The organism is Cohnella terricola, assembly GCF_007786475.1.
Classification (GTDB): domain Bacteria; phylum Bacillota; class Bacilli; order Paenibacillales; family Paenibacillaceae; genus Cohnella; species Cohnella terricola.
This window is the reverse complement of sequence record NZ_VNJJ01000002.1, coordinates 59,271-84,164: the sequence shown is the minus strand read 5'-3', so window position 1 is coordinate 84,164 and position 24,894 is coordinate 59,271. Positions and strand designations below refer to the sequence as shown.

Here is a 24,894-nt window from a genome sequence, read left to right as displayed (position 1 = left end):
CTTCTCAAACGATATATCGCACATCGACGTGGGATATAGTGGGGTTTTACAATAAAAATGTAAATCAAACAGATGTCGAGAGGGGATAGATTTCGAGTGAAAAAAAGTTTCTTGTTAAGCGCATTAGCTTTGATCATCGTATTGGCAGGCTGCGGGGGCGGCAACAATGGAACCTCGAGTCCATCGAAGGAAACCGACTCGGGAGCGAAGCCGACGTCTTCAGCAGAAGCAACGTCGCCGGAAAGCCCTTCGGCTTCCCCGGCGAATGCGGATCCGGTCAGCATTGTCGCTTATGCGTATCCGGCGGATAAGACGGAAGAGAACGCGACCTTGAACGCGAAGATCAAACGTTTCGTAGATAAGCATCCGAACGTGACGATCACCCCGAAATACTGGAAGTACGAAAATACGGAGATCGCGATCAAGATGGCATCCAACAGCGCGCAGACGGAGTTCACGACGTGGGCGACGGAAGCCAAGTTGCTGTCGGACAAGAAATGGATCATCGATCTGACCGATAAGCTGGCGAATTGGCAGTATGCCAAAGACCTGAACGAATTCGCGCTGGCGCCTTTCGTTATCGAAGGCAAAACGTACGGCATTCCGATCGACGCTTACGGCATGACGATTACGATCAACAAGAAGCTTTTCGAGAAAAAAGGAGTTCCATTGCCTCCGCTTGACTGGACTTGGGACGATCTGATCGAGGCGGCCAAGGCGGTCAACGATCCGGCCAAAGGCATTGCCGGTTTCATCCCGATGGGCAAGGGCACGGAAGCGGGCTGGAACTGGACGAATTTCCTGTACGCCGCAGGCGGTGAAGTGCAATCGGTGGCGGACGGCAAAGTGACGGCGACCTTCAATTCGGAAGCGGGCTTAAAGGCGTTGCAATTCTATAAAGATCTGAAAGACGCGAACGTCATTCCGAAAAACTGGGCTCTCGGCTACGGTGACGCGCTGACGTTGTTCAACCAAGGCCGCGGGGCGATGGTCATGTGCGGCAGCGGGAATGCGCTCGACGGCGCGATCAACCAGGGCAAAATCAACAAGGACGACGTATTGCTGTACCCGATCCCGTCCATGACAAAGGGCGGCAAGCACACCGGCGTGGCCGGCGGCAACTATAAAGTCATTAACGGTCTGGCTACGCCGGATCAACAGCAGGCAGCGTTCGATTTCGTCGTGGACGAATATTTCACGGATGCGTACCTCGATTCGATCGACGCCCAGATCACGTCCCAGAAAGCTAAAAACCAAGTGTACGTTCCGCAATTGATCAATTACTGGAACGACAGCTCGGAATACGGCAAGAAGTACGAAGAGATTCTAGCGAAGCACGACAACGTCTACAATTACTCCCCGGAGCTTAGCAAGCTGATGGAATCCAAGCCTGAAGCGACTTACGAGACACAAGCCTACTACGGCGAGATGGCCAATGCGATTCAGAAAGTATTCACGAGCAAGGGCGACCTGGACCTGCAGAAGCTTCTTGACGATACGGCAGCCAAAGTCCAGAAGGGTTCCTTCGATAAAGTGAACATCGAGTAGCAGCGAAGAGCGCGGTCGGGGTCTATGCGGCGAATATGCGGCATAGACCCCGATCGATAGACGGGGAGGAATTAGGCATGGAGCTGCGTATGGATACGCCGGTCGCGAAACCGGGCTTGCGCAGAAAAACGCGTTGGTACTTCTGGGGGTTGCTTTTCCTGGTTCCGGAGATCGTTATCTTTTTTATTTTCCTATGGGTACCGATAGCCAAGGGCATATCATACAGCTTCTACAACGTGGATTTCGTGGACGGCAACGCGTTCGTGGGCTGGCAAAATTACGCCGACGTGCTCGGCAATCCGGATTTCTATACGGCGATCCGCAACACGCTCGTCTATATGGGGTTGGCGTTGTTAATCGGCTTTTGGGTACCGATCGCGATGGCGATCGCCGTCTCGGAGCTGAAATGGTTCAAAGGGTTTGCGCGCATCGTCGGCTACTTGCCGAGCATCATTCCGGCGATCGTACTGTACGGAATGTGGCAATGGTTCTACGATCCGGTGGGCCCGATCAATTCGTTCCTGAATTTCGTGGGCTTGCCCGAGTTCGATTTTTACAGTAAAGAACATGCGATGTTTTCCTTGATCATTCTCGAAACATGGCAAAATTTCGGAAGCGCGACGCTTATCTACGTTGCGGGTCTTGCCGCCGTTCCCAGAGAGCTGTACGAAGCTTCAGAATTGGACGGAGCTGGCGTATGGGCAAGGATTCGCTACGTGACGCTGCCTAGCCTGAAGGGTCTGATCCTGCTGCTTCTCGTGCTGCAACTGATCGCCACTTCTCAGGCGTTCCAGTCTCAACTGCTGATGTTCGGCGGCGGACCGGACAACGCGACGCTGACGTACCTGCTGCTGACGACAAGGGAAGCCTTCACATTCTTTAACTTCGGCAAGGCGAGCGCGATGGGCGTGCTCATGTTCATCGTACTGGTCGTGTTCTCGGTGGCAACCCTTAAGCTGAGGAAAGGGGGCGACGAGGCATGAAAACCGCTCAAGACCGCGCGATCATGTCGCGGTACGACTTCCGCAAACCCGGCGTGAAGGTCGTCTATGCATTCATGGTCCTCTGCATTATTCTGATCTCGCTGTCGATGCTGTACCCGTTCGCGAATACGTTCATGAACTCGCTCAAATCGACGGAGGAATTTTTCGCCTTTCCCGCGCCTTTTTTCCCAAGCCATTGGTTATGGGGCAATTACAAGGAATCGCTTGATTATCTGAATATCGCGTTGCACTTCAAGAACACGGTTCTGATCTTTGCGGGTAATACGTTCATCTCCTTGACGTTTCTCGGGCTCGCGGCATTCAGCTTGGCGCATCTTCGCGTGCCGGCCAAGAAGTGGATCACGCTCTATTTCATGTCGACGCTGCTCATTCCCGCGAACTCGTATCTGATTCCGAACTTTTTGAATTTGAAGGGCCTAGGTTTGCTGAACAGCTTCTGGGCGTTCTGGCTGCCAGCAGGTGCGAACGCGTTCTACCTGCTGCTGCTGAAAAATTTCTTCGACGGCATCCACAAGGAATTGTTTGAGTCGGCGCGAATAGACGGGGCGTCGGAATTCCGCTCTTTCCTCAGCATCGCCGTGCCGTTGTCGGCCCCGATTCTGGTCACGCTCGTGCTGCTCGGGTTCTCGACGACCTGGAACGACTTCTATTGGTCCAGCCTGGTTATGCAGGAAGATAAGCTTCCGCTCGCCGCCGCGATCTATACGAAGATCATCTATCCGGGCTCAACGATCAACTGGAACGTGCGCTTCGCGATTCTGAGCATGACGCTGTTGCCGCCGCTTATCGTGTTTTTATTTTTCCAGCGATACATTATTAGCGGTTTAAGCCTCGGCGCGGTTAAAGGCTAACCGGTTTGAAGCCAGAAAACATCCTGCTTGCGGGATGTTTTTTTGTTGTTATACTGAGAGGATTAAGACAAGCATGGAACAAGGAAGAAGGTAGGAACATGCCGTTTTACATCATCGCATTTCTCGTCATCGTCGCAGATCAGGCTACGAAAGCCGCAGTTCGGGTGCATCTAGAAGTCGGCGAATCCGCGAGATTATGGGGGATCGAGCTTACGCGCTTCGAGAACAGCGGCATGGCCGGCAGCATGCTGCAGGGCTACGGGAGGTTATTCGGAATCGTAGCCGTTCTATTCGTGCTGGGCGTTCTGTATTACCGAAAGTACGGTAAAGCGAAGGGGGCGCTGCTCGATTGCGGATTAGGTTTTCTTGTCGGAGGAGCGGTCGGCAACGGCATCGATCGTCTGCTATTCGGCCGGGTGACGGACTTTATCGTCCGTAAGGGCGGCATTCTGAATGTCGCGGACCACGCGATCGAGATCGGCGCTCTGCTGCTCATCGTCTACACGGTAACGATATGGATCAAGGGCAGGAAGCCGGCAAAACCGTAGAAGATAATAAATCCCGACCGATTGTTGCTCTCGGTCGGGCTTTTCGTTGAACTTATACGCCTTGCGGAACCGCTATTTCTCCCAAAGCTCGACCAGTCGACCTTCAGGATCTTTAATCCAAATAAACTTTCCAAACTCGCTAATCTCTTCTTTCTTTGCAAGAGGTACACCAACATGTTCAAGATGCTTCATCATCTCGTTAAGATTATGTACTTGGAAATTTAACATCACTTGTTGTTCCGTTGGAAAATAACTGTCATTCTCGGTAAAGAAAGAAAAGATAGTCTCATTTCCTGATTGGGGTTTTATCACAGTCCCATTCCAATTTTCTATTTCAAGCTGCAACACTTCACTGTACCATTTTTTTATCGCTTCAAGATCCTTAGTTCTCCAAAATACTCCTCCGAAACCTTTAATCATCGTATCTAACTCCTGTCTGTCATCAAATTTTACACTATCCGATTACATTAGATTTTCGGGAATTTAATTTTAGTTCCTTTTTCAACTATAATGCCCGATTGTTAAATTAGCACTATAAAAAGCCCGACCGAATGTTGCTCTCGGTCGGGCTTTTCGCGGAACTTATACGCCTTGCGGAACCGCTAAGCCGAGGCCTTGCGCGACCCGCTCGCCATATTCGGGATCGGCCTTGTAGAAGTGGCCGATCTGGCGCAGCTTGATTTCGTCCTTCTCGACGGGTTTCATGGCACCGACGACGTTCTGCACGAGGCGCGTGCGCTCTTCTTCGCTTAGGAGGCGATAGAGATCGCCGGCTTGCGTGTAGTGATCGTCATGATCGTAGGCGACGCTGTCGGCTTCGCCCGACACCTCGTAAGCCGCCGTCTTGTATTGCGGCGATTGCGTCGGCCCGCCGTAGCTGTTCGGCTCGTAGTAGACGGAGCCGCCGCCGTTATTGTCGGAACGCATCGCTCCGTCCCGCTGGTAGTGATTCACTTCCGAATGCGGACGGTTGATCGGCAGCGAGTTATGGTTGGCTCCCACCCGGTAGCGATGGGCGTCGGAGTAGGCGAACAGGCGCCCTTGCAGCATTTTGTCCGGAGAAGCTTCGATGCCCGGCACGAACGATCCCGGGGAGAACGTCGCTTGCTCGACTTCGGCGAAGTAATTTTCCGGATTCCGGTTCAGTACCATTTTGCCGACCTCGATCAGCGGATAATCTTTCTGGGACCAGACTTTCGTCACGTCGAACGGATCGAATCGGTACGTATTCGCGTCGGCGATAGGCATGATCTGCACGTACAGCGTCCAGGAAGGATGGTCTCCCTTATCGATGGCATTGAACAGATCTTCAGTATGATAATCCGGATTATCTCCTGCCAGCTTGGCAGCGAGATCGACGTCAAGGTTTTTGACGCCTTGATCTGTCTTGAAGTGGTATTTTACCCAGACGCCTTCGCCTTGAGCGTTCACCCACTTGAACGTATGGCTGCCGTAGCCGTTCATATGCCGAAGCGTCGCCGGAATGCCGCGGTCGGACATCAGGATCGTCACTTGATGCAGCGATTCGGGAGAGAGGGACCAGAAATCCCATATCGCGTTTGGATTTTTCAGATGGGTTTGCGGGTGGCGCTTCTGGGTATGAATGAAGTCCGGGAATTTAATGGCGTCGCGAATGAAAAAGACGGGCGTATTATTGCCGACCAGATCGTAGTTTCCCTCTTCGGTGTAGAACTTCACGGCGAATCCGCGCGGGTCGCGTACCGTATCGGCCGAACCAAGCTCGCCTGCCACCGTTGAGAAGCGGATGAACATCGGGGTGCGTTTGCCTACTTCCGAGAGGAAAGCGGCTTTCGTATACAAGGATAGATCGTTCGTGACTTCGAAGTAACCGTGGGCTCCGGCGCCTTTGGCATGTACGACACGCTCGGGAACGCGTTCCCGGTTGAAGTGCGCGAGCTTCTCAAGAAGGTGTACATCTTGAATCAGCGTAGGGCCTCGCGAGCCGGCAGTCATCGAATTTTGGTTGTCTCCGACGGGAGCCCCCCAGCTTGTCGTCAATTTGTTGTTAGGCGTACTCATCACGTAATCACTCCTATAGATTAGAATTGGTCTAAATATAATGATAACAATTATCAAGGAATAATCAATACTATTTTATAATTATTATAATTTAAGATTAAATCTCGTATATTTCGACGGCGAAAATCGAGTTCATTCGCGGTAAAATAGATGTAACCAATAAATGCAATATCAAACCGTATGGGGGTCGGAAACATGGCGAAGCTGGTCTTCTTCATCGGAGGAGCGGGAGCTGGAAAAACGACGCTAGCAAAGGCGCTAGCCGCAAGACGAGGTGTGGCCTTGCTCGATATGGACACGCTGCTGCGCCCAGCCGCGGAGGCAATCATGACACTCGCAGGTCTTGATCCGAGCGATCGGGATTCCGCGGACTACAAAAGGTTATGCCGGGACCTGGGCTACCGGATTACGATGGATGCCGCGCTGGAGAACTTGGAGCTCGGAATAGACGCTTACGTGATCGGGCCATTCACGAAGGAGACTGAAGACCCGAATTGGATTCGTTCCGAACTGTCGCGAATCGGGGCAGCCGCGGGGCAAGTGGAAGTGAAGGTCATCGTCGCGTATTTGGCGGATTTGGAGTCATACCGCGAGCGAATCCGGCGACGGGATACGGTTCTGGACAGGTGGAAGCTGGAACATTGGGACGAGTTCAGCCGCTCCTTGACGGTCAGGGAGCCGAAGTGGCCGCTGCCTGAAAACGCCGTATTATTTTACGATAACTCGTTACCGCTATCCGAAGAAAAGCTCACGGCGCTCGATCGTTTTCTAAACGGTTGAGCGCCGTTTTATTTCCGACTGGGGGATGGGAAAAAAATAGCCTTAAGTCTAATTTGAAACTAGACTCGAACGAATTGAGTATATAGTCATATAGAGATAGCATGAAGATGAGGAGGAATGGAATAGAAGGGCTTTACGACCGCTAATACAGAGACCGTTTCAGATAGGAGCAAGCACTCATGTTTCAACACTTTATCGATGGTTTAATGGAGTTCGGCATTTGGGGATTATTCATCCATTCGTTTATCGACGCGATCTTTTTTCCGATTCCCGCTTTTTTCTTGCAAGTGTCATTGAGTCTGCTCGATCCTTCCAACGCGTTGTGGCTGGCCACGGCCGGATATGTTGCGTGTCTTCTCGGCACGCCGATCGGCTACCTCATCGGCAAACTTCTCGGACATTCCGTACTTCATAAGCTGCTTAAGAAAAGCTGGGTCGACTCCGCGACGCGAATGTTCCAGAAGAACGGAGAGGCCGCCATACTGATCGGTTCCTTCACGCCGATTCCCTTCAAAGTGTTCACCATTCTCTCGGGTTGCTTGAACTATCCGTTATGGAGACTGCTCGCTTATGCCGCCGTCGGCAGGGCAGTCAAATTCTACGCAGTAGGTTTGCTATTCTATATTTACGGCCGCTCGGCCGAAGGTATGGTAAAAGAAGTCTCGCTGTATATTGCAGCGATCGCGATTCCTCTGGTTATTCTGTTCTTGATATTCAAGAAAAAGCTGGGCAAGAAAAAAGCCGTTCCGGAAGAGACTGCCGACGTCCCCGGCCAATCTGACTGATTACTTCGTCGCTCAAATATTGTAGAATAGACGAGTAATCTGATATGAGGTGATCTAATGAGCGATAATCACGAGAATTCCGCGGATACGGGGACAGGCGAAGACCAGCCGAAGAAGCTCAGCCAGGCCGATGCGATCAAACGCATTCTGGAGAAAAAGAAACAAGCGAGGCAAGGCGCCGGAAAGGGCGGCTATTCGACTGACACGAAAAAAATGAAGACGCAGATCCATAAGGTGCAAAATAACCAAAAGCGACGTACGGGAGTGTAGGGATTGATCGGACGGTCCGTTAATCGCAGAAGGCTCTGCCGCCGGTTTCATTCCGGAGGGCAGAGCCTTCTTTGTCGTTGGACGCGGGAATTTAGAAGTTAAAATTGTCCGGGTCCGGGCCGACGCGCCGATCTTGGTTAAGCTCGTCGATCGCTTTCATATCCTCAGCGCTGAGCTCAAAGCCGAAGATGTCCGCGTTAGCGATGATCCGCGATTCTTGCACTGACTTCGGAATCGTGACGATTCCGCTCTGCAAGTTCCAACGGAGAACGATCTGCGCCGGGGATTTGCCGTGTTTGGAAGCAAGCGCTTCGATAACCGGATCCTTCAGCACGAGCCCTTGTCCGAGCGGCGACCAGGCTTCGATCTGAATGCCCTTGGAACGGGCGAAATCGCGCAATCCGACCTGCGACAAGTACGGGTGAAGCTCCACTTGGTCTACGGCCGGAACGACTTCCGCGTCCGCAAGGATGTCTTCCAGATGGTGAACGTGGAAATTGCTGACGCCGATCGCGCGGACTTTGCCCGATTTGTAGATCTGCTCGAGCGCTTTCCAAGTTTCTTTATATTTCCCTTTCACGGGCCAGTGAACGAGATAGAGGTCCAAGTAGTCCAGGCCCAGCTTCTTCAGGCTGAGGTCGAACGCATCAAGCGTCGTTTGGAAGCCTTGATCGGCATTCCATACTTTGGACGTGATGAACAGATCCTCGCGCGGAACGGAGTATTCGCGGATCGATTCGGCGATCGCTTGACCGACGCCTTCTTCGTTTTTGTAGATAGCGGCGGTATCGATGCTGCGATAGCCGTTCTTGATGGCGTTTTTCACGGAATCGATGACTTCGCTGCCTTCCTCTACTTTGAACACGCCTAGTCCAAACCAGGGCATTTGGACCCCGTTGTTCAGCGTGACGGTATCTTGCAGACGGGTAGGTACGGTATGGCTCATAGCTAATCTCCTCTCGATTACCGATATGCTATCGGAAAACTTTGATTCGTCTCCTATTATAGAACAATCGAAGTTGCAGTTCAAAGAACGGCGCCGGCTCCTAGAGAAAATTCCCCCTCTATATGCTTAAAGCTACTTGTTCGGGCGGCCGAGCACAGCTATAATAGCCAGAGATTGGTTCGTTACGGTGTGGTTGGCCGATTTCTTGCATAGTACGGAGGTACTTCAATGAAGAAGCAAGTGTACGCGGGCATCGATCTCGGAGGGACGAAGATTCTGGCTTTGATCCTGGACGAGAATGGAACGGTTCTGAAAAAAACCGAGGCGGCCACGCATGCCCAAGAAGGGGCGGACGCGGTTATCGGGCGTATGATTGAATTGATTCGCGAAGGCTTGGACGAGTCCTATCAACTGGCCAGCATCGGTGTGGCGACGGCTGGGACGCTGAATTCCGGGGAAGGTGTCGTCGCGTACGCCTCGAATCTGGGGTGGACGAACGTACCGCTCGGAACGAAGCTGAGGGAGGCGTTCGGCGTTCCCGTTAACCTGGAGAATGACGCGAATGCTGCGGCTTACGGCGAATGGGCCGCGGGAGCTGGGCGAGGAACGAAGGATTGTGTATATGTGACGGTATCCACGGGTATCGGCGCGGGGATCGTGAGCGGCGGGAAATTAGTGCGGGGAAGAGATTCCAGCGCCGGGGAATTGGGCCATATTACGATCGATTGGAAAGGCCCTAAATGTCTTTGCGGCAACGTAGGATGTTTGGAAACGTATGCGTCCGGCACGGCGATCGGTAGACGCGCCAATCAGATGGCCGCCGATCTCCCCGATCAAGCTGCATTATTGATAGAGAAAGCGGGCGGCGAAGCGATTACTTCCCGCCATGTCGCCGAAGCGGCAGCAGAAGGCGACGAGCTGTCCGTGCGGATTCTGGAAGAGGCTGGGCAGGCGCTTGGAGCGGGGATGGTAAGCATCATCCATGCGATGAATCCGGAGGTTGTCATCATCGGGGGAGGCGCTTCGAGCATAGGCGCGCCACTGCTGGAGCCGATGCATCGGTATATCGCCGATCACGGAATCGGCACGATGGCTCGCGGAGTCAAATTCGTCTCGCCGCTGCTGGGTAAGGAAGCGGGCGCGATTGGCGCGGCTTTGTTGGTCAGAGAGTAAGGTAGTTTCGATAAAGCAAAGCCGCTCCGATTGCCGGAGCGGCTTTTTGAGCATAGCTGACCATGAACGAACCAATAGCGCACTGACTGTTCTCTATCGCTATCCAATGCAACACTAACTGACCAATAACACACTGACAGTACTCTACTACCACCCGACGTGACATTAACGAACCAATAGGGCACTAAAAGTACTCTATCCCCAACCGACGTGACACCAACGAACCAATAGCGCACTGACTGTGCTCTATCACTATCCAACGCAACCCAACCCAACTAACTAATAACGCACTGACAGTCCGGCGAAACCGAGCTACATCGTGCGAAATGAGGGTACGGGCGTCTGCAGTCCGGCGAAACCGAGTTATATCGTGCGAGAAGGGGGTACGGTCGTCAGTAGTCCGGCTAAACCGAGTTACATCGGGCGAGAAGGGGGTACGGGCGACAGTAGTCCGGTGAAACCGAGTTAAATCGTGCGAGATGGGGGAACGGTCGTCAGTAGTACGGCTAAACCGAGTTACATCGTGCGAGATGGGGGTACGGGCGACAGTAGTCCGGCGAAACCGAGTTATATCATGCGAGATGGGGGTACGGGCGACAGTAGTCCGGCGAAACCGAGTTACATCGTGCGAAATGGGGGTACGGGCGACAGTAGTCCGGCGAAACCGAGTTGTATCGTGCGAAATGAGGATACGGGCGCCAGTAGTCCGGCGAAACCGAGTTACATCGTGCGAGATGGGGGGACGGGCGTCAGTAGTCCGGCGAAACCGAGTTACATCGTGCGAGATGGGGGTACGGGCGTCAGTAGTCCGGCGAAACAGAGTTACATCGTGCGAGATGGGGGTACGGGAGTCAGTAGTCCGGCGAAACCGGACTAGGTGACTCTAATCAAAAAAACAATCCGCCTTCATGCGCGCGGGGCGCAAGCGGCGGATTGTTTTTTGTTTCATATTAGCCTTCAAGAAGCAGCGTTTCCGGATCTTCGAGCATTTCCTTGATCTTGACGAGGAATTGCACGGCTTCCGCGCCGTCGACGATTCTGTGGTCGTACGACAGAGCGATGTACATCATCGGACGGTTCTCCATGCGCTCTGCGTCGATCGCGACCGGACGAAGCTGGATCTTGTGCATGCCAAGGATGCCGACTTGAGGCGCGTTCAGAATCGGCGTGGACAGCAGGGAGCCGAATACGCCGCCATTCGTGATCGTGAACGTGCCGCCTTGTAGCTCGGACAATTCAAGCGTGTTGTTGCGCGCTTTGCCGGCCAATTGCACGATCGTGCGTTCGATTTCCGCGAAGCCGAGTCGGTCCGCATCGCGCAGAACCGGAACGACAAGGCCTTCTTTCGCGGATACCGCGATGCCGATGTCGTAATATTTCTTAACGATGATATCTTCGCCGCTAATCTCTGCGTTCAGATGCGGGAACGCCTTAAGCGCGCCGACGACCGCTTTGGTGAAGAAGGACATGAAGCCCAGTCCGACATCGTGCTTTTCTTTGAAAGAATCTTTGCGGCGCTTGCGGACCTCGAGAATCGCGGTCATGTCGACTTCGTTAAAGGTCGTTAGCATGGCAGCCGTATGCTGCGCTTCAACCAGACGCTTCGCGATCGTCAGACGACGGCGGGACATGCGCTTGCGTTCTTCCGGTTTGTTCGTGTTCGAGGTCGGTTTGTCGATCGCAGCCGGTTTGGACGCGGCAGCGGCTTGCGGAGCCGCTGCGGGAGCCGTTCCCGCGGAAGCGACATCGCTCGCGTGAATGCGGCCGATCGGATCGCGGGCAGGCACGGCGCTGAGGTCGATGCCTTTCTCGCGAGCGAGCTTCCTGGCGGCTGGGGTCGCCAGAGCGGCCCCGTCGCCGTTAGCAGGCGTAGGAGCAGGCGCTGCGGCGGCTGGAGCTGCAGGTTGAGCCGGAGCTTCAGCCTTCTGAGGCGCAACCGGAGCGGCCGGAGCAGCAGCAGCTGCACCCGCTGCGCCGATTCTGCCGACGGCTTCGCCGATCTTGACCGTATCTCCTTCTTGGGCAAGAATTTCGGCAACGACGCCATCTTGCTCCGCGCTAATTTCCAAGTTTACTTTGTCGGTTTCCAGCTCGAGCAGAAGATCGCCTTGTTTGACGCTGTCTCCTACTTTGACGATCCATTTGGAAATCGTTCCTTCCGTAATGGACTCACCCATCGCTGGTACAATAATGTCATGCATTGCCGTTACCTCCCGGATTTAACTGCGGATTTCTTTTTCTGAACCAAGGTCTGATTGATGATGAACTGCTGCTCGAAAGTATGGATCTGTTGGTAACCGCTCGCCGGGCTCGAACGTTTCGGACGTCCGTTATAAGTGACGGTCGTTTTCGACAAGTCGACAAGATCGCGAATGCGTGGTTCCATATAACTCCATGCTCCCATGTTCTTTGGTTCTTCTTGAACCCATACAATCTCGGAGAGATTCGGGAAGCGGTCGATGATCGCTTGGACTTCTTGCCGCGGGAACGGATAAAGCTGTTCGATCCGGGCGATATGAAGCCAATCGCGATTGACTTCCGAAGTCTTGTCGAGTTCTTCCGCAAGATCAATGGAGACTTTGCCTGTGCAAAGCACGAGTCTCTCCACACGGGCAGGCTTTTCGCCGAGACCCGGCTGTTCGAGAACGGTCTGGAACGTGCCTTCCCCTAATAAGGACGCAGGCGATGCGACATACGGATTGCGGATCATGCTCTTCGGCGCCATCACGATCAGCGGGCGGGCTTTGTCCGTCTTCAAGATGGAAGCTTGACGGCGGAGCAAGTGGAAGTATTGCGCCGCGCTGGACAGATAAGCGACGGTCCAGTTTTCTTCGCCCGACATTTGCAGGAACCGTTCCAGTCTTGCGCTGGAATGCTCGGGACCTTGGCCTTCGTAACCGTGCGGAAGAAGCATCATCAAGCCGGAACGCTGCGTCCATTTGGATTGGCCGGCAGAGATGAATTGATCGATCAGTACTTGCGCTGCGTTGGCGAAGTCGCCGAATTGCGCTTCCCAGATGACCATGGCCTCCGGAGAGAAGACGTTATAGCCGTATTCGAGTCCGAGCACGCCAGCTTCCGACAGCGGGCTGTTATGAACTGCGAAGGAAGCATTTGCTTCAGGCAGGGCATGCAGCGGGCAGAACGTTGCGCCCGTCTCGTTATCGTGCAGCACAAGGTTGCGGTGAGCGAATGTCGCCCGTTCCGCGTCTTGCCCGCTTAAGCGGATCGGCGTGCCGTCGGCCAGAATCGAAGCGAATGCTAGCGTCTCCGCATGGCTCCAGTCTACCTTCTCGCCGTCGTTAAGCGCGTCTGCGCGGCGTTCGAGAATGCGTTTGAGCTTGCCGTAGACGTTAAACGATTCCGGCCATTGCAGAAGTCCTTTGTTCATGCTGCGGAGCTTCTCGATCGGCACGGCCGTTACCGGCTTCGCGGCATCCGGCGAGAATGCGGCCGGATGTCCTTGATGGACGGGGCTCTTGCCTTCTTTGCCTTTGACTTCATCGTATGCGTCTTTTAATTTGTTTTGAACGTCGCGTTTGATTTGTTCGACCGCGTCTTCGGAAAGAACGCCCTCGCGGACCAGCGTTTCCCCGTAGAGGCGCGCAACCGTCGAGTGGGCTCTGACTTTCTTGTAGATCAGCGGTTGTGTCGTTTCCGGATCGTCCGTCTCGTTATGGCCGTAGCGGCGATAGCCGACCAGATCGATTAGAATGTCTTTCTTGAATAACGTCCGGTATTCGCCGGCCATTCGAGCCGCGGCGACAACCGCATCGGGACTGTCTGCGTTGACGTGAAGGATCGGAATCTCGAAGCCTTTGGCAAGGTCGCTCGCGTAATGTGTAGAGCGCGAATCCTGGCTTTCCGTCGTGAAGCCGATCCGGTTGTTGGCGATGATGTGGATGGTTCCGCCGCTCGTGTAACCTTTAATATTGTTCAAGTTCAGCGTCTCGGCCACGATGCCTTCTCCGATAAAGGCTGCATCGCCATGGATGACGATGGACGCGGCCAGATCGAAGTTCTGCACGGGATATCCGGGATTGCTGCGGTCTTCCTGCGCCGCGCGAGCGAAGCCTTGCACGACGGGGTTGACGTATTCCAAGTGGCTCGGGTTGTTCGCGAGCGTAATCCGGGTTTCCGCCGTTTCACCGGATGGGATCGAACGATTCGCCCCGAGATGATATTTGACGTCTCCGGTCCAACCGTAGTTGATGCCGATCGAGCCTTCGGATGGGATCAGGTTCTTGTTCGGCGAATGATGGAATTCCGAGAAAATGGCTCCGTACGGCTTGCCCAACACGTGAGCAAGCACGTTAAGGCGTCCGCGATGCGCCATTCCCACGGCAATGTGGCGGGCGCCGGCGTTCGTTAACTCATGTACGATCTCGTCAGTTAACGGAATGAGCGATTCGATGCCTTCGGCGGAGAATCGCTTCTGTCCCACGAACGTACGCTGCAAGAAATCTTCGAATTGCTCCGCTTCGAACAGCTTTCTCAGCAAAGACTCCCGCTCTGAAGCCAACAGCTTCGAAGAAGGAATGACCGATTCAGCTTGATTGTTCAGCCATTTGCGCTCTTCTTCTACGTGAACGTGCCCGAATTCGTACGCGATCGGACCCGTATACACTTGAAGAAGTTTCTGAACGGCTTCCCAGGCGTTGTTAAGAGGAGTAGGCGCGTCTTCCCATACGCATTCCGGAGGCAATTGTTTCAAATCGGATTCGGTTAATCCATAAGTACCGGGTTCGATCATCTCCGTGCTTGCTTTGGGGCTAAGCCCGAGAGGATCGATGTCAGCGGCTAGATGGCCGAAAGAACGTATATTCCAAGCCAATTGGCCTGCTGCTATTGCTTTCTTAAGCAAGTTGTTATCGGTCGTAAAAGTCGCTCCGCCGCTCGTCCGGTTGGGAGCCGCGTTCATCGTTCCTGTTTCTACGCGAGGCGGCGCGCCGTATTGCGCGAACAGCTCGCGGTATTGCGGGCTAACCGCTTCCGCATTTTCTAAGTAAATGTCGTACTGTTCTTGGACGTATCCAAGGTTGGGGCCGAAAAACTGCTGCCATAGTTCTTGCATTTTTTCATTGTCTGCTGACATTGTGCATCCCTCTGCATTCATGTTAGTCATACCCGGGTGGCGCCGACGAAACCGCACGCACCTGATACCATTCTAATTCATTTTTATGTTCGGAAATAGACATTATTCAGCATTGGAATGATCTAGAAAATAGATCGATCCGCATTTTTCTTCAATATAGGTTAGATTACGCCATTTTCACGAATTTGAATCCTCAAATTTACCATAAATTGATACTTGATTCCCTTTAGAATGGATAATTGTGCAAAAAAAGGCTTGGTGTTATATTGAAAACAAATGAGTCTCGGAGGCGAGAATCGATGATCTATATTGCGCGAGCAACGAATAAAACCGTATCTCCTGTTTCTCCGTTCATTTATTCTCCGCTTCAACAAGGGACTTACCGGCAGCCGCAGAGAACCTGGGTCAAAAACGATCCACGTTCTTACGAGCGGTCATCGATAGAGGTAACGGGGGAAGGCGTATCCGCCGCGCAAGCCGAAGAAACTTACGAACGAGTTCGTAAGTTGATCGGTACTTATCATGGTAACCCGCGCATGCAGCTTCCTGCGAAGGGACTGCTACTGAACGTCTTCATCTGAATGTCTTCATTTTAACGAAGTGAAGCCAAGTCCATTCTCGGGACGAGCTGCTCGTCCATAGCTCGCCGCAGCAAGGTTTCGATAGCCGCATAACCGTCCTCGCCTAGGTCGGCCGTAAATTCGTTAACGTACAGGTCGATGTGGGAACGGGCCACGCCAGGGTCCATTTCCTGCGCGTGCTCCATGACGTAACTCCTCGACGATTCGGGATGTTTCCATGCATATGCGACGGAAGCTCGAATCCATTCGCGAATCTTCTCCAAATCAAGAGAGCGGCGGGCAATGATCGCGCCGAGCGGGATCGGCAGCCCCGTATCGATCTCCCACCAATTGCCCAGATCGACGATCTGGGATAACCCGTAGTCCTGATAAGTAAACCGTGCTTCGTGGATGACCAGTCCGGCATCAATTTTCCCGTCTCGAACGGCCGGCATGATTTCGTGAAAAGGCATGACGACGATCTCGCCTACACCGCCCGGAACATTCTGCGCGGCCCATAGGCGGAATAGCAAATAAGCGGTGGAGCGTTCGCTTGGCACGGCTACCTTTTTGCCCGACAGGGCGGAAGCATCGGCAGCAGATCCTTCGGAGCCGTTCCCGGCCCGCAAAACCAACGGTCCGCAGCCTCGTCCAAGCGCTCCTCCGCACGGGACGAGCTTATACTCGGGGCGTATCCAAGGAAGCGCCGCGTAAGATATTTTCAATATGTCGAGCTCGTCCGAATTGGCGGCAAGATTGTTCGTAATATCGATATCGGCGTAAGTGACGTCGAACGTTGGCGTTCCGGGAATCAACCCGTGGACAAGAGCATGAAACACAAAAGTATCATTGGGACAAGGAGAGTAAGCGATTTTCATCATGCGAGGACCTCCGATAAGTAAGTGCTGGCTTTTTCCAAGGCGGCAAGCGCTTCGCCGATTCGCCAAGCGGATTTGTCGCGCGGTCCGACCGCGTTCGATATGGCGCGTATTTCAATGAAGGGAATGCCTTTGCGATGAGCCGCCTCGGCAACTCCGAAGCCTTCCATCGCTTCGGCGGAGGCACCCGGAACCCGTTCGGTCAGTAGCGAAGCGGTTTCCGCGGATCCCGTTACGGTAGCTAAAGTCAGTATGGGGCCGAGATGCGACTGCATCCCTCCCGAACGGAGAGCTTCGGCGAGTTTGACGGAGAGATGATGATCGACTTCCAGCCGATTCGATCCGAAGCCGAGCTTGTCCACTCCCGCGAAGCCTTCCGGAGTTTCCGCCCCGAGATCCGCAGCGATCGACTCGCTCCCTACGACAATCGAGCCGATTGGCGCAATCCCCGCGAACCCCCCGCCGATTCCGGCGCTCACGACCAAGTCGTAATTCGCGCCGTCCTCTGCCAGAGCCATCGCCGTGCTGACGGCCGCGGATACGGGGCCGACTCCGGCGGTCGCGACGCGGAATTTCGCGTTCCCTCCAACACCTCTTAATACCGCTTCCCGCTCGATTTCGACGGCGGTCATGACCAATATATGATGGTACATATTCGATCTCCTTCTGTTCGTCATCCGTGCTTGCTTACTTTATTAATTATAGTGCTCATTGCGCGGAGAGTAAAATCATGGAGCTTATTCGGTTCGACTCCGGCAAGTCGCGCCATACAATAACAATAGTTCGCAGCGGCGCAGAGGTGATCGACATGACCATGATGAGCACCATCTCCAAGTGGGATGATCTTTACTTTCAGAATTTGTCGGAATGCGGCATGTCTCTTGACCTGGTATTGGAACGAATTCTTCGTTTTATCTCCATCGATCCGAAAGGTTCTTATCAATTCATCATCGGTACGGATAGCCAAGTACATCCAGGATATACGAAATTCGTAACAGGCATCGTCATTCGCCGTGTCGGCAGAGGGGCTTGGGCCTGTTATCGGCAATTGGCGATACCGCGGCAGCTCGCATCTGTCCGGGAAAAACTGACGCTGGAAACGTCTTTTTCCCAGAGAGTCGCCGGTTATTTCGAGGAAAACGCGCTTCGCAATATGGGTGAGATCATTTTGCCTTATGCGCATCAAGGCGCGACGCTTGAAACCTATATCGACATCGACGCGGGAATGGAGCCGGTGATCAGCAAAACGGCAAGTTACGTTCATGAGATGATGGAAAAAGTGGAAGGGATGGGGAGTTACGCCCCCAGAGTCAAACCGGAGGCGTACGTTGCTTCATCCTACGCGAATCGCTATACGAAGCAACGGATGGTTTTATAGCGCGGAGCTCGAATTCCTCGTGTACATTCAGTATTGGCTGTTCCTCCACTCCGTGGGGGACATGTTCTTCAGCTTTTTGAACGTGCGGCTAAAATAGTAGATGTCGCTAAAGCCCGTCGCGTGGGCGATCTCGGAGATATTCATCGTTTTGTTCCGCAGCAGGCTCTCGGCTTTATTGACCCGGATCAGGTTCACGAATTCGACCAGCGACTTGTCGGTCATCTGCTTAAACAGGCGGCTAAAATGAAACCGGCTTAATCCGGCGATGTCGGCAAGCCGCTGTACGGTAAGCTTGTCCCGGTAATGCTCGTCGATATAGGAGAATACCGGCGCTAGACGTTCAAGCTCTCTCAGCCGATGACGATAATCGTCCAACTCGGTCAGCGTCGCAACATATTTGCGGACGAGCAGGGCAAGCAACCCGTATAGGTGGGACTTCACGGAAAGCTCGTATCCCAATTCCTGCTGCTCCAGCTCGCGAACGATGGCAAGCAGGTAACGGGTGATTTCTTCGTCGCCGGCGATCCGGTTCTGAAATAAAATCCGATTGCGGGTGATCGGCGTAATGAACTTCGTCTCGACCGCATCCACGGCATGGCTATGCAGTAAAGCGATGTCCACGATCATCGTATAATAGGACAAATCCTCGGACGTGCCGATTCCGTAATGAAGCTCATTGCTGTTCACGACGCACAGATCGCCTTGGTGAAACGCGGTTCGATTGGAACCGCATTCGACGATTGCGCTTCCCGATACGAAATATAAAAATTCCAAATGCTCATGCCAGTGGTGCGGGAATAAGGTTTGTCCCACGACCGTCTTGTGGGTGTGAAGAGGATGCACTTTAATCGGGAACGACGGATTGGGCATCGGCATCGGTTCCCGCAAAGCTGAGATTTTATCCATCGTTCGCCTCCGATAGCACAATCGTACAAATAATGAGCATGCTTTTGCATGGTAACGCAAGTTATTCCCATTATAATACGAATTGATAAGCAAAATCGACCTGGGCGAATAAGCCGTTAACAGGCGCGACTTTGCCTAAAAGTGATGAAGGAGTGTTGGAGCCGTGTCAAAAGTTCGCATTGGCGTTATCGGAACCGGATCGATCTCTGAAATGCACCTTAATTCGTACAAGCGCAATCCGAATGTTACGATCGTCGCGATATGCGACGTGAACGAGGCAAGAGCACGTCAAGTCGCGGATAAATACGGCGCGACGAAAACCTTTACGGATTACCGGGAACTGGTCGCGGATTCGGATATTGACGCGGTCAGCATTTGCACTTGGAATAACACGCACGCACCGATCAGCATCGCGGCTCTGCAAGCCGGCAAGCATGTGCTTGTAGAAAAACCGCTATGCCGAACCGTGGAAGAGGCTGTTGAAGTCGAACGCGTCGTACGCGAGTCGGGCAAGCTGCTCCAGGTCGGCTTCGTGCGCAGATACGATCCTAACGTAAAAATGCTGCGCGAGTTCGTCGATCAAGGCGAATTCGGAGAGTTGTATTATGCCAAGGCTTCGTCTATTCGTCGTCTAGGCAACCCAGGCGGTTGGTTCGCGGACGTCGAGCGGTCCGGCGGCGGTCCTCTGATCGACATCGGCGTTCATGTCATCGATCTTTGCTGGTATTTGATGGGACGGCCGAAAGCGACGTCGGTAAGCGCCAATACGTATCGCAAGCTAGGCAACCGCTCTAATGTTCAGCATTTGTCTTTCTATAAAGCGGCAGACTATGACGCTTCGAAAAACACCGTCGAGGATATGGCCAACGCGATTATTCGATTCGAGAACGGCGCTTCGATTATGGTCGACGCTAGTTTTACGCTTCACGCCAAGAAGGATGAGGGCAGCGTTAAGCTGTTCGGGGATAAGGGCGGATTCGAAATCGATCCCGAGATCCTTATGGTTACCGAGAAAAATAATACGATCCTCAACATTCAACCACAGACGGACAACAAAGGCGGTTTTTCCGCCGACGCCGCGTTTCAAAACGAGATCGATCATTTTATCTCGTGTATCGTAAACGGGGATCAGCAGATCAGCCCAGTTGCGGACGGCGTCGAAATCATGAAAATATTGTGCGGTATTTATGAATCGGCAGCGAAAGGCGAGGAGATCCGGCTATGAAACTCGGGGTCAGTTCGTACAGCCTGTGGCAGAACATTCAAAGCGGCGAGCTTGATCTTGTCGGAGCGGTAGCCAAGATAGCCGAATTAGGCGGTGAGCATGTCGAGATCGTTCCGCTCGACTGCGATCTTGTCGGCAACCCGCACCTCGTGGAAGCAATCAAAAGCAAAGCCGCGGAAGTCGGCATCGAGATTTCCAACTATGCGATCGGCGCGAACTTCTCCGGATTAAACGACGAAGAGTTCGAGAAAGAGATCGAGCGGGTGAAAAGAGAAGTCGATGTCGCTGCTGCGCTTGGAGCCAAGCTGATGCGGCATGACGTTGCAAACTCCAAAGATACGTCGATTCGCCGCTTCATGGCGGATTTGCCCAAGCTTGCCGAGGCATGCCGCAGAATCGCCGATTATGCGGCGCAATTCGGCATTACGACGAGCATCGAAAATCACGGGTACTATGTTCAAGCAAGTGACCGGGTGCAGGCGATCGTTAACGAAGTCGCTCGAGACAATTTCCGCACGACGCTCGATATCGGCAATTTCGTATGCGTCGACGAGAATCCGCTAGTCGGCATCCGCAACAATATTAAGATCGCATCCATCGTACATGTTAAAGATTTCTACATCCGATCCGAATCTAACAATCCCGGGGAAGGCTGGTTTAGATCCGCCAACGGCGCCTACTTGCGAGGCGCGATCGCGGGACAAGGGGATCTCGATACCCGTGGCGCGCTGCGCGTCATCAAGGAAGCGGGCTTCGATGGATACTTGTCCATCGAATTCGAAGGCATGGAGCCGTGCGAGAGGGCGACGAAGATCGCGCTGAATCATGTGCGGCAGCTATGGGAAGAAATTCAGTAAGGGAGCGAATCGGAATGTCGACAATCGTTAAGCCATGGAAAATCGGAGTTATCGTGGACAGCTTTAAGGTAGGCGTACGCGAAGGTCTGGTCAAAGCGAAGAACGTCGGAGCTGACGGCGTGCAAATCTATGCCGTATCCGGAGAAATGGATCCCGCGAACTTATCGGCTGCAGCACGTAAAGAGTGGAAATCCGATATTGAATCGTTGGGATTGGAAATATCCGCATTGGTCGGCGATCTCGGCGGCCACGGCTTCCAGGACAAGAATGCCAATGCGGCAAAGATCGAAAAGTCTAAACGGATTTTGGACTTGGCCGTAGAGCTCGGCACGAATGTCGTGACCACGCACATCGGGATCGTACCGGAAAGTCGCGACAGCGAGGTATACGAATCGATGCACCTGGCATGCGAGGAGCTTAGCCGCTATGCGACGAGCATGAACGCTTATTTCGCGATCGAGACGGGACCGGAAACTTCGGCGCATCTGAAAAGCTTCCTCGACGGGCTTGGCTCCAAAGGCGTATCCGTTAACTTCGATCCGGCCAATATGGTCATGGTTACCGGAGACGATCCAGCTCTAGGGGTACATCATTTGAAGGATTATATCGTCCATACGCACGCCAAAGACGGAATCCGCTTGCGCGAAGTCGATCCTAGGCTTGTCTACGGGGCACTCGGCTTCGAGCCAATGGACCATCAGAAAATCGCGCAAGATGCCGAGTCCGGAGACGTTTTCCGCGAAGTGCCGCTCGGAGAGGGCGGCGTCGATTGGGACGCATACTTGAAGGCGCTTCGCGACATCGGTTACGGTGGTTACTTGACGATCGAGCGCGAGGTCGGAGCCAATCCGGAAGCGGATATCGCCGCGGCGGTGAAGTTCCTTAAAGCTAGAATTTAGCAGAGAAAAGGGTGTCTCTCAGGTCTCTTTCGTGACCTTTTGGGACACCCTCTTTTGTCTTGTTGCAGATGTCTAGCCCTTCACCGCTCCGCCCATCATGCCTCCGATAATGTACCGTTGAGCGGCAAAATAGAAGATCAGAACGGGGATAACCGACAACGTAAAGGCTGCAAAAGCGAGATTCACCTCGACGGAATATTGTCCGATAAAGTAAAACTGCGTCAGCGGCAGCGTACGAACCGCTTCCTTCTGAACGACGATCAGTGAAGTCTGGAAGTCGTTCCAGGCCGCCAGGGCGTTCAGAATAAAGGTAGTTGAGGTGATCGGCTTCAACACCGGGAAAATAACGCTCCAAAACGTACGGTAAGCTCCGGCGCCGTCGATATAGGCCGCTTCCTCCAAATCGCGAGGCACGGACTTGATGAATCCGGTCATCACGAAGATATTGTATGGAATCTGGAATGCAATCAGAGCCAGTGACAAGCCTCCCAGCGTATTAAGCAACCCCCAGTCCTTCAGGTTGATGTAAAGCGGCAGCATAATGACTTGGAAAGGAATTAGAACTGCTGCCAGAAATACGTAGTAGACCGAGTTGTAGAAGCGATTGCGACTGTTGCGGGCGATGATGTAGGAAGCCATGGAGCAGACGATAAGCAGCACGACCGTGACAACCAGCGTTACAATGCTGCTGTTCTTGAGCGCGTGTCCGAAGTTCGAGATTTCCATGGCCCGCGAGTAGTTCTCCCAATGGAAGACGGAAGGGAAACGAATGCCGGAAGCGGTAATTTCTTCACGGCTCTTTAACGAATAAACGATGCTAATATAGAACGGAATGAGGAAAAGGAGCGCCAGAGCCAGTAGCAGCACGTTCCGCAACATCAGCGGCCATTTTCGGTTACTCACATTTCCACCTCTTTCCGGCGAAGAAGACCGGCCACCACGGCCGTTATCGCAAAGACAAGCACCAGCAGCATGATAGCCGCCGCTTGCCCATAACCTGCTTGATTATAAGGGAACGTATAATTGTACACATAGATGGCGAGCGTCTCCGATGCATTGCCAGGTCCGCCGCCAGTTGCGGTCATCGGGTAATCGAACACTTTGAGCCCCCAGCCGGTAAGCAGGGTTATGTTGGCCGTCAGTGCCGGCACGATCATCGGAAGGGTGACGGAGATGAAGCGGCGGAATAGGCCGGCGCCTTCCACCTTGGCTGCTTCGTAATATTCCGCAGGCACGAGCTGTAACGCTGCAAGGTAGATGACCATGCAGTATCCGGCATCCTTCCATATCGCCATAATTGAAATGCCCCACATCACGGTATGCGGATTGCCTAGCAAGCTTTTAACGCCAAAGTAAGGATACAAAATTTCGCTGTACAAATACGTCCAAAGAAACGCGACCAATACGAGCGAGAGGACGAACGGCAGAAAAAAAACGGTACGAAGCGCTCGGTTGAAACGTCCTGAACCGTTGACGGCAAGAGCCATCATCAAGCCGATTCCGTTCGTTCCAATCAGCGTAACGACCCAGAAGAACAAGGTGTTCTTTAGCGGCTTCAGAAGATTGTGGTCTTGGAAGAGCAGCGAGTAGTTTTTGAAGCCGATGAAGTTGCGGCTTTCGGAGATGCCATCCCAATCTGTAAAGGAGTATGAAAGTCCCTTGACGAAGGGCAGCACGATGATGACGACAAAGAACAGAACGGCGGGAATCAGGAAGGATAGCTTGATCAGTTCCCTTTTGATGCGGTGCTTGGCTAGAGCCATGGTTCTCTTCACTCCTATAAGAGAGGGGTCATGCCTCTGCGGATAACAGGGGAATGACCCACTCTCGTTTCTTTATTTCAGTAATCTGGAGATGTCGGTGTCAAGATGTGAGATCAATTTGTCCACGTTCGCGCTCTGATCCAGGCCGACGGTTTCCTGGAACTTGCGGAAGATGGCATCCATCTGGCCGGTCAGCGTGTAGGCTTTGCCGAAGCTGTACGTTCGGCTGGATTGAATGTACTCGAAAATATCGGACGTGATCGGATCGGCTCCGCTGATCGTGAAATTTTTGTTGGCGCTGATCGTTTTGCTGTGGTCGCTCCAAGCCTTCGCCCCTTCGGCCGAATTCATCGAATCGAAGAACTTGAGCACTTCGTCCTTATGCTTGGTCTGAGCGCTGGCCATGAAGGCGTCACCGGCGCTGATGCCCAGAATGTTGTCGCTTGCAGTCTCGGAGAACGGCAGGGCGAAGAAGCCGAAGTTCCCTTGGGGATTGTTCTTGCGGATCTCGCTAATCGACCAGTCTCCTTCGATCAACATCGCCGTTTTGCCGCCGGCAAACATTTGCACGGACTTCGCGTAGTCGGTTCCAAGATCGTCGCCGCTGGAATAGGACAGACGTTTCTTGTACCGCTCAACCGAAGCCTTGAATTCCGGGCTGTCGGCGAACTTCTGAGAGCCGTCCTGCACTTTGTCGAAGAAATCCGGGAACTTGCTGACGTTGCCGTACCAGTCCGCTTGGAAGTCAGCCTGGGCGGTCCAGGAGTCTTTGAATCCGTGAGCGAACGGAATGATCTTCTGAGCTTGAAGGGCGTCGGCCACCTTGATAAGCTCGCTGAACGTCGTCGGAATTTGCAGTCCTTGCTCTTGGAAGATGTCTTTGTTGTAGTAGATGCCCATGGCTCCGATATCAAGCGGAACGCCATACGTCTTGCCATCGATCGTCATCTCGTCGAGCGCAGACGGGTTGAGCTCCTGAAAGAACGACTCGCCTGTTAAGTCCAGAATTTGGCCGGCTTTGATCATATCCCGATAAGCAATCGGATTTCCGAAGACAATGTCGGGCGCGTCTCCGGCTGCGATCTTCGTCTTCAGGATGTTGTTGTAGGAATTGTAATCGATCGCCTGAATATTGAATTTGATGTTCGGGTACTTTTCGGTTGTCATATCCGTAATCGCTTTCAATCCATTCCGCTTGGCTTCCTCACCAAGGTGATGGAAGATGTTGATCGTGACTTCCTTCTCCGAGGCGGACGAAGAAGCCGAAGCGGGAGACGAAGATAAATCGTTTCCGGTGGATCCGCAACCGGCCAAGCTGGCGGTCGCCACTGCCGTTATGGCCAACAAACTAAGATTCTTTTTCAATGCTTATCCCTCCTGTGTTAAGA

General features: G+C 53.3%; 24 protein-coding genes. 13 read left to right on the top strand and 11 right to left on the bottom strand.

Annotated features, from left to right (window positions below; translation table 11 throughout):
* The first annotated feature begins 96 nt into the window (after positions 1 to 96).
* The 4 genes from FPZ45_RS03670 (at position 97) to lspA (ending at position 3,951) form a co-directional block, all read left to right on the top strand.
* The gene (locus FPZ45_RS03670; RefSeq protein WP_246120307.1) at positions 97 to 1,548 is read left to right on the top strand and encodes an ABC transporter substrate-binding protein; all 1,452 of its coding nucleotides are present in this window, start codon (positions 97 to 99) and stop codon (positions 1,546 to 1,548) included.
* A gap of 77 nt (positions 1,549 to 1,625) precedes the next feature.
* The gene (locus FPZ45_RS03665; protein WP_144698554.1) at positions 1,626 to 2,531 is read left to right on the top strand and encodes a carbohydrate ABC transporter permease; all 906 of its coding nucleotides are present in this window, start codon (positions 1,626 to 1,628) and stop codon (positions 2,529 to 2,531) included.
* Complete coding sequence (locus FPZ45_RS03660; protein ID WP_144698552.1) at positions 2,528 to 3,403, top strand: carbohydrate ABC transporter permease; 876 nt, start codon at positions 2,528 to 2,530, stop codon at positions 3,401 to 3,403. Before FPZ45_RS03665 ends, FPZ45_RS03660 begins: the two co-directional genes overlap by 4 nt.
* A gap of 98 nt (positions 3,404 to 3,501) precedes the next feature.
* Positions 3,502 to 3,951, top strand: coding sequence for a signal peptidase II (gene lspA, locus FPZ45_RS03655; protein ID WP_144698550.1), 450 nt, complete (start codon positions 3,502 to 3,504; stop codon positions 3,949 to 3,951).
* A 72-nt stretch (positions 3,952 to 4,023) separates the two neighbouring features.
* On the opposite strand, the gene FPZ45_RS03650 is transcribed toward lspA, so the two are convergent.
* Positions 4,024 to 4,371 (bottom strand): VOC family protein, encoded by a 348-nt coding sequence (locus FPZ45_RS03650; protein ID WP_144698548.1) that lies wholly within the window; start codon positions 4,369 to 4,371, stop codon positions 4,024 to 4,026.
* 162 nt (positions 4,372 to 4,533) lie between these two features.
* Positions 4,534 to 5,991 (bottom strand): catalase KatA, encoded by a 1,458-nt coding sequence (katA, locus tag FPZ45_RS03645; RefSeq protein ID WP_144698546.1) that lies wholly within the window; start codon positions 5,989 to 5,991, stop codon positions 4,534 to 4,536.
* Positions 5,992 to 6,186: 195 nt separating this feature from the next.
* On the opposite strand from katA, the gene FPZ45_RS03640 reads away from it, so the two are divergent.
* The 3 genes from FPZ45_RS03640 to FPZ45_RS03630 all read left to right on the top strand — a co-directional run bounded on the left by FPZ45_RS03640 (position 6,187) and on the right by FPZ45_RS03630 (position 7,826).
* Positions 6,187 to 6,771 (top strand): P-loop nucleotide/nucleoside kinase family protein, encoded by a 585-nt coding sequence (locus FPZ45_RS03640; RefSeq protein WP_144698544.1) that lies wholly within the window; start codon positions 6,187 to 6,189, stop codon positions 6,769 to 6,771.
* A gap of 179 nt (positions 6,772 to 6,950) precedes the next feature.
* Positions 6,951 to 7,556: a YqaA family protein gene (locus FPZ45_RS03635; RefSeq protein ID WP_144698542.1), complete on the top strand. Its 606-nt coding sequence runs from the start codon at positions 6,951 to 6,953 to the stop codon at positions 7,554 to 7,556.
* A gap of 57 nt (positions 7,557 to 7,613) precedes the next feature.
* Positions 7,614 to 7,826 (top strand): hypothetical protein, encoded by a 213-nt coding sequence (locus tag FPZ45_RS03630; RefSeq protein WP_144698540.1) that lies wholly within the window; start codon positions 7,614 to 7,616, stop codon positions 7,824 to 7,826.
* 91 nt (positions 7,827 to 7,917) lie between these two features.
* Here the strand turns inward: FPZ45_RS03630 and FPZ45_RS03625 are convergent, their stop codons facing one another.
* On the bottom strand, positions 7,918 to 8,772 hold the full coding sequence (locus tag FPZ45_RS03625; RefSeq protein ID WP_144698538.1) for an aldo/keto reductase: 855 nt from the start codon (positions 8,770 to 8,772) through the stop codon (positions 7,918 to 7,920).
* Between the two features lie 228 nt (positions 8,773 to 9,000).
* Between FPZ45_RS03625 and FPZ45_RS03620 the strand changes: the two genes are divergently transcribed.
* A complete protein-coding gene (locus tag FPZ45_RS03620) occupies positions 9,001 to 9,945 on the top strand; it encodes an ROK family protein (protein WP_144698536.1) in 945 nt (314 codons plus the stop codon).
* A 950-nt stretch (positions 9,946 to 10,895) separates the two neighbouring features.
* On the opposite strand, the gene odhB is transcribed toward FPZ45_RS03620, so the two are convergent.
* A complete protein-coding gene (gene odhB / locus FPZ45_RS03615; RefSeq protein ID WP_144698534.1) occupies positions 10,896 to 12,146 on the bottom strand; it encodes a 2-oxoglutarate dehydrogenase complex dihydrolipoyllysine-residue succinyltransferase in 1,251 nt (416 codons plus the stop codon).
* Between the two features lie 5 nt (positions 12,147 to 12,151).
* Positions 12,152 to 15,040: a 2-oxoglutarate dehydrogenase E1 component gene (locus FPZ45_RS03610; RefSeq protein WP_144698533.1), complete on the bottom strand. Its 2,889-nt coding sequence runs from the start codon at positions 15,038 to 15,040 to the stop codon at positions 12,152 to 12,154.
* A 299-nt stretch (positions 15,041 to 15,339) separates the two neighbouring features.
* On the opposite strand from FPZ45_RS03610, the gene FPZ45_RS03605 reads away from it, so the two are divergent.
* Positions 15,340 to 15,621, top strand: coding sequence for a hypothetical protein (locus FPZ45_RS03605; protein ID WP_144698531.1), 282 nt, complete (start codon positions 15,340 to 15,342; stop codon positions 15,619 to 15,621).
* Between the two features lie 11 nt (positions 15,622 to 15,632).
* Here FPZ45_RS03605 and FPZ45_RS03600 read toward each other — a convergent pair whose 3' ends face one another.
* On the bottom strand, positions 15,633 to 16,478 hold the full coding sequence (locus FPZ45_RS03600) for a 1,4-dihydroxy-6-naphtoate synthase (protein ID WP_144699248.1): 846 nt from the start codon (positions 16,476 to 16,478) through the stop codon (positions 15,633 to 15,635).
* Complete coding sequence (locus tag FPZ45_RS03595) at positions 16,478 to 17,131, bottom strand: futalosine hydrolase (protein ID WP_246120306.1); 654 nt, start codon at positions 17,129 to 17,131, stop codon at positions 16,478 to 16,480. Before FPZ45_RS03595 ends, FPZ45_RS03600 begins: the two co-directional genes overlap by 1 nt.
* 77 nt (positions 17,132 to 17,208) lie before the next feature.
* On the opposite strand from FPZ45_RS03595, the gene FPZ45_RS03590 reads away from it, so the two are divergent.
* Positions 17,209 to 17,856, top strand: a complete 648-nt coding sequence (locus tag FPZ45_RS03590) for a ribonuclease H-like YkuK family protein (protein ID WP_342780019.1) — start codon at positions 17,209 to 17,211, stop codon at positions 17,854 to 17,856.
* Between the two features lie 27 nt (positions 17,857 to 17,883).
* Here FPZ45_RS03590 and FPZ45_RS03585 read toward each other — a convergent pair whose 3' ends face one another.
* Entirely contained in the window at positions 17,884 to 18,762 is an 879-nt protein-coding gene (locus FPZ45_RS03585) for an AraC family transcriptional regulator (RefSeq protein WP_144698527.1), read from the bottom strand.
* A 163-nt stretch (positions 18,763 to 18,925) separates the two neighbouring features.
* Between FPZ45_RS03585 and FPZ45_RS03580 the strand changes: the two genes are divergently transcribed.
* From FPZ45_RS03580 to FPZ45_RS03570, 3 genes are read left to right on the top strand one after another with little or no spacing between them, the layout of a single operon-like run.
* A complete protein-coding gene (locus tag FPZ45_RS03580; RefSeq protein ID WP_144698525.1) occupies positions 18,926 to 19,987 on the top strand; it encodes a Gfo/Idh/MocA family protein in 1,062 nt (353 codons plus the stop codon).
* On the top strand, positions 19,984 to 20,844 hold the full coding sequence (locus tag FPZ45_RS03575; RefSeq protein ID WP_144698523.1) for a sugar phosphate isomerase/epimerase family protein: 861 nt from the start codon (positions 19,984 to 19,986) through the stop codon (positions 20,842 to 20,844). Before FPZ45_RS03580 ends, FPZ45_RS03575 begins: the two co-directional genes overlap by 4 nt.
* 14 nt (positions 20,845 to 20,858) lie before the next feature.
* Positions 20,859 to 21,743 carry a sugar phosphate isomerase/epimerase family protein gene (locus tag FPZ45_RS03570; RefSeq protein WP_144698521.1) on the top strand — a complete coding sequence of 295 codons (885 nt, stop codon included), beginning with the start codon at positions 20,859 to 20,861 and terminating at the stop codon, positions 21,741 to 21,743.
* Between the two features lie 72 nt (positions 21,744 to 21,815).
* On the opposite strand, the gene FPZ45_RS03565 is transcribed toward FPZ45_RS03570, so the two are convergent.
* The 3 genes from FPZ45_RS03565 to FPZ45_RS03555 all read right to left on the bottom strand — a co-directional run bounded on the left by FPZ45_RS03565 (position 21,816) and on the right by FPZ45_RS03555 (position 24,871).
* Positions 21,816 to 22,646, bottom strand: coding sequence for a carbohydrate ABC transporter permease (locus tag FPZ45_RS03565; RefSeq protein ID WP_246120305.1), 831 nt, complete (start codon positions 22,644 to 22,646; stop codon positions 21,816 to 21,818).
* Entirely contained in the window at positions 22,643 to 23,506 is an 864-nt protein-coding gene (locus FPZ45_RS03560; protein ID WP_144698519.1) for a carbohydrate ABC transporter permease, read from the bottom strand. Before FPZ45_RS03560 ends, FPZ45_RS03565 begins: the two co-directional genes overlap by 4 nt.
* 72 nt (positions 23,507 to 23,578) lie before the next feature.
* Positions 23,579 to 24,871: an ABC transporter substrate-binding protein gene (locus FPZ45_RS03555; RefSeq protein ID WP_144698517.1), complete on the bottom strand. Its 1,293-nt coding sequence runs from the start codon at positions 24,869 to 24,871 to the stop codon at positions 23,579 to 23,581.
* Positions 24,872 to 24,894 lie beyond the last annotated feature (23 nt).

Excerpts from the sequence above, each read along its gene's own strand:
- FPZ45_RS03665 (WP_144698554.1), top strand. The coding sequence starts at position 1,626 with ATGGAGCTGCGTATGGATACGCCGGTCGCGAAACCGGGCTTGCGCAGA.
- FPZ45_RS03660 (WP_144698552.1), top strand. The coding sequence starts at position 2,528 with ATGAAAACCGCTCAAGACCGCGCGATCATGTCGCGGTACGACTTCCGC.
- lspA (WP_144698550.1), top strand. The coding sequence starts at position 3,502 with ATGCCGTTTTACATCATCGCATTTCTCGTCATCGTCGCAGATCAGGCT.
- FPZ45_RS03650 (WP_144698548.1), bottom strand. The coding sequence starts at position 4,371 with ATGATTAAAGGTTTCGGAGGAGTATTTTGGAGAACTAAGGATCTTGAA.
- katA (WP_144698546.1), bottom strand. The coding sequence starts at position 5,991 with ATGAGTACGCCTAACAACAAATTGACGACAAGCTGGGGGGCTCCCGTC.
- FPZ45_RS03640 (WP_144698544.1), top strand. The coding sequence starts at position 6,187 with ATGGCGAAGCTGGTCTTCTTCATCGGAGGAGCGGGAGCTGGAAAAACG.
- FPZ45_RS03635 (WP_144698542.1), top strand. The coding sequence starts at position 6,951 with ATGTTTCAACACTTTATCGATGGTTTAATGGAGTTCGGCATTTGGGGA.
- FPZ45_RS03630 (WP_144698540.1), top strand. The coding sequence starts at position 7,614 with ATGAGCGATAATCACGAGAATTCCGCGGATACGGGGACAGGCGAAGAC.
- FPZ45_RS03625 (WP_144698538.1), bottom strand. The coding sequence starts at position 8,772 with ATGAGCCATACCGTACCTACCCGTCTGCAAGATACCGTCACGCTGAAC.
- FPZ45_RS03620 (WP_144698536.1), top strand. The coding sequence starts at position 9,001 with ATGAAGAAGCAAGTGTACGCGGGCATCGATCTCGGAGGGACGAAGATT.
- odhB (WP_144698534.1), bottom strand. The coding sequence starts at position 12,146 with ATGCATGACATTATTGTACCAGCGATGGGTGAGTCCATTACGGAAGGA.
- FPZ45_RS03610 (WP_144698533.1), bottom strand. The coding sequence starts at position 15,040 with ATGTCAGCAGACAATGAAAAAATGCAAGAACTATGGCAGCAGTTTTTC.
- FPZ45_RS03605 (WP_144698531.1), top strand. The coding sequence starts at position 15,340 with ATGATCTATATTGCGCGAGCAACGAATAAAACCGTATCTCCTGTTTCT.
- FPZ45_RS03600 (WP_144699248.1), bottom strand. The coding sequence starts at position 16,478 with ATGAAAATCGCTTACTCTCCTTGTCCCAATGATACTTTTGTGTTTCAT.
- FPZ45_RS03595 (WP_246120306.1), bottom strand. The coding sequence starts at position 17,131 with ATGTACCATCATATATTGGTCATGACCGCCGTCGAAATCGAGCGGGAA.
- FPZ45_RS03590 (WP_342780019.1), top strand. The coding sequence starts at position 17,209 with ATGGAGCTTATTCGGTTCGACTCCGGCAAGTCGCGCCATACAATAACA.
- FPZ45_RS03585 (WP_144698527.1), bottom strand. The coding sequence starts at position 18,762 with ATGGATAAAATCTCAGCTTTGCGGGAACCGATGCCGATGCCCAATCCG.
- FPZ45_RS03575 (WP_144698523.1), top strand. The coding sequence starts at position 19,984 with ATGAAACTCGGGGTCAGTTCGTACAGCCTGTGGCAGAACATTCAAAGC.
- FPZ45_RS03570 (WP_144698521.1), top strand. The coding sequence starts at position 20,859 with ATGTCGACAATCGTTAAGCCATGGAAAATCGGAGTTATCGTGGACAGC.
- FPZ45_RS03560 (WP_144698519.1), bottom strand. The coding sequence starts at position 23,506 with ATGGCTCTAGCCAAGCACCGCATCAAAAGGGAACTGATCAAGCTATCC.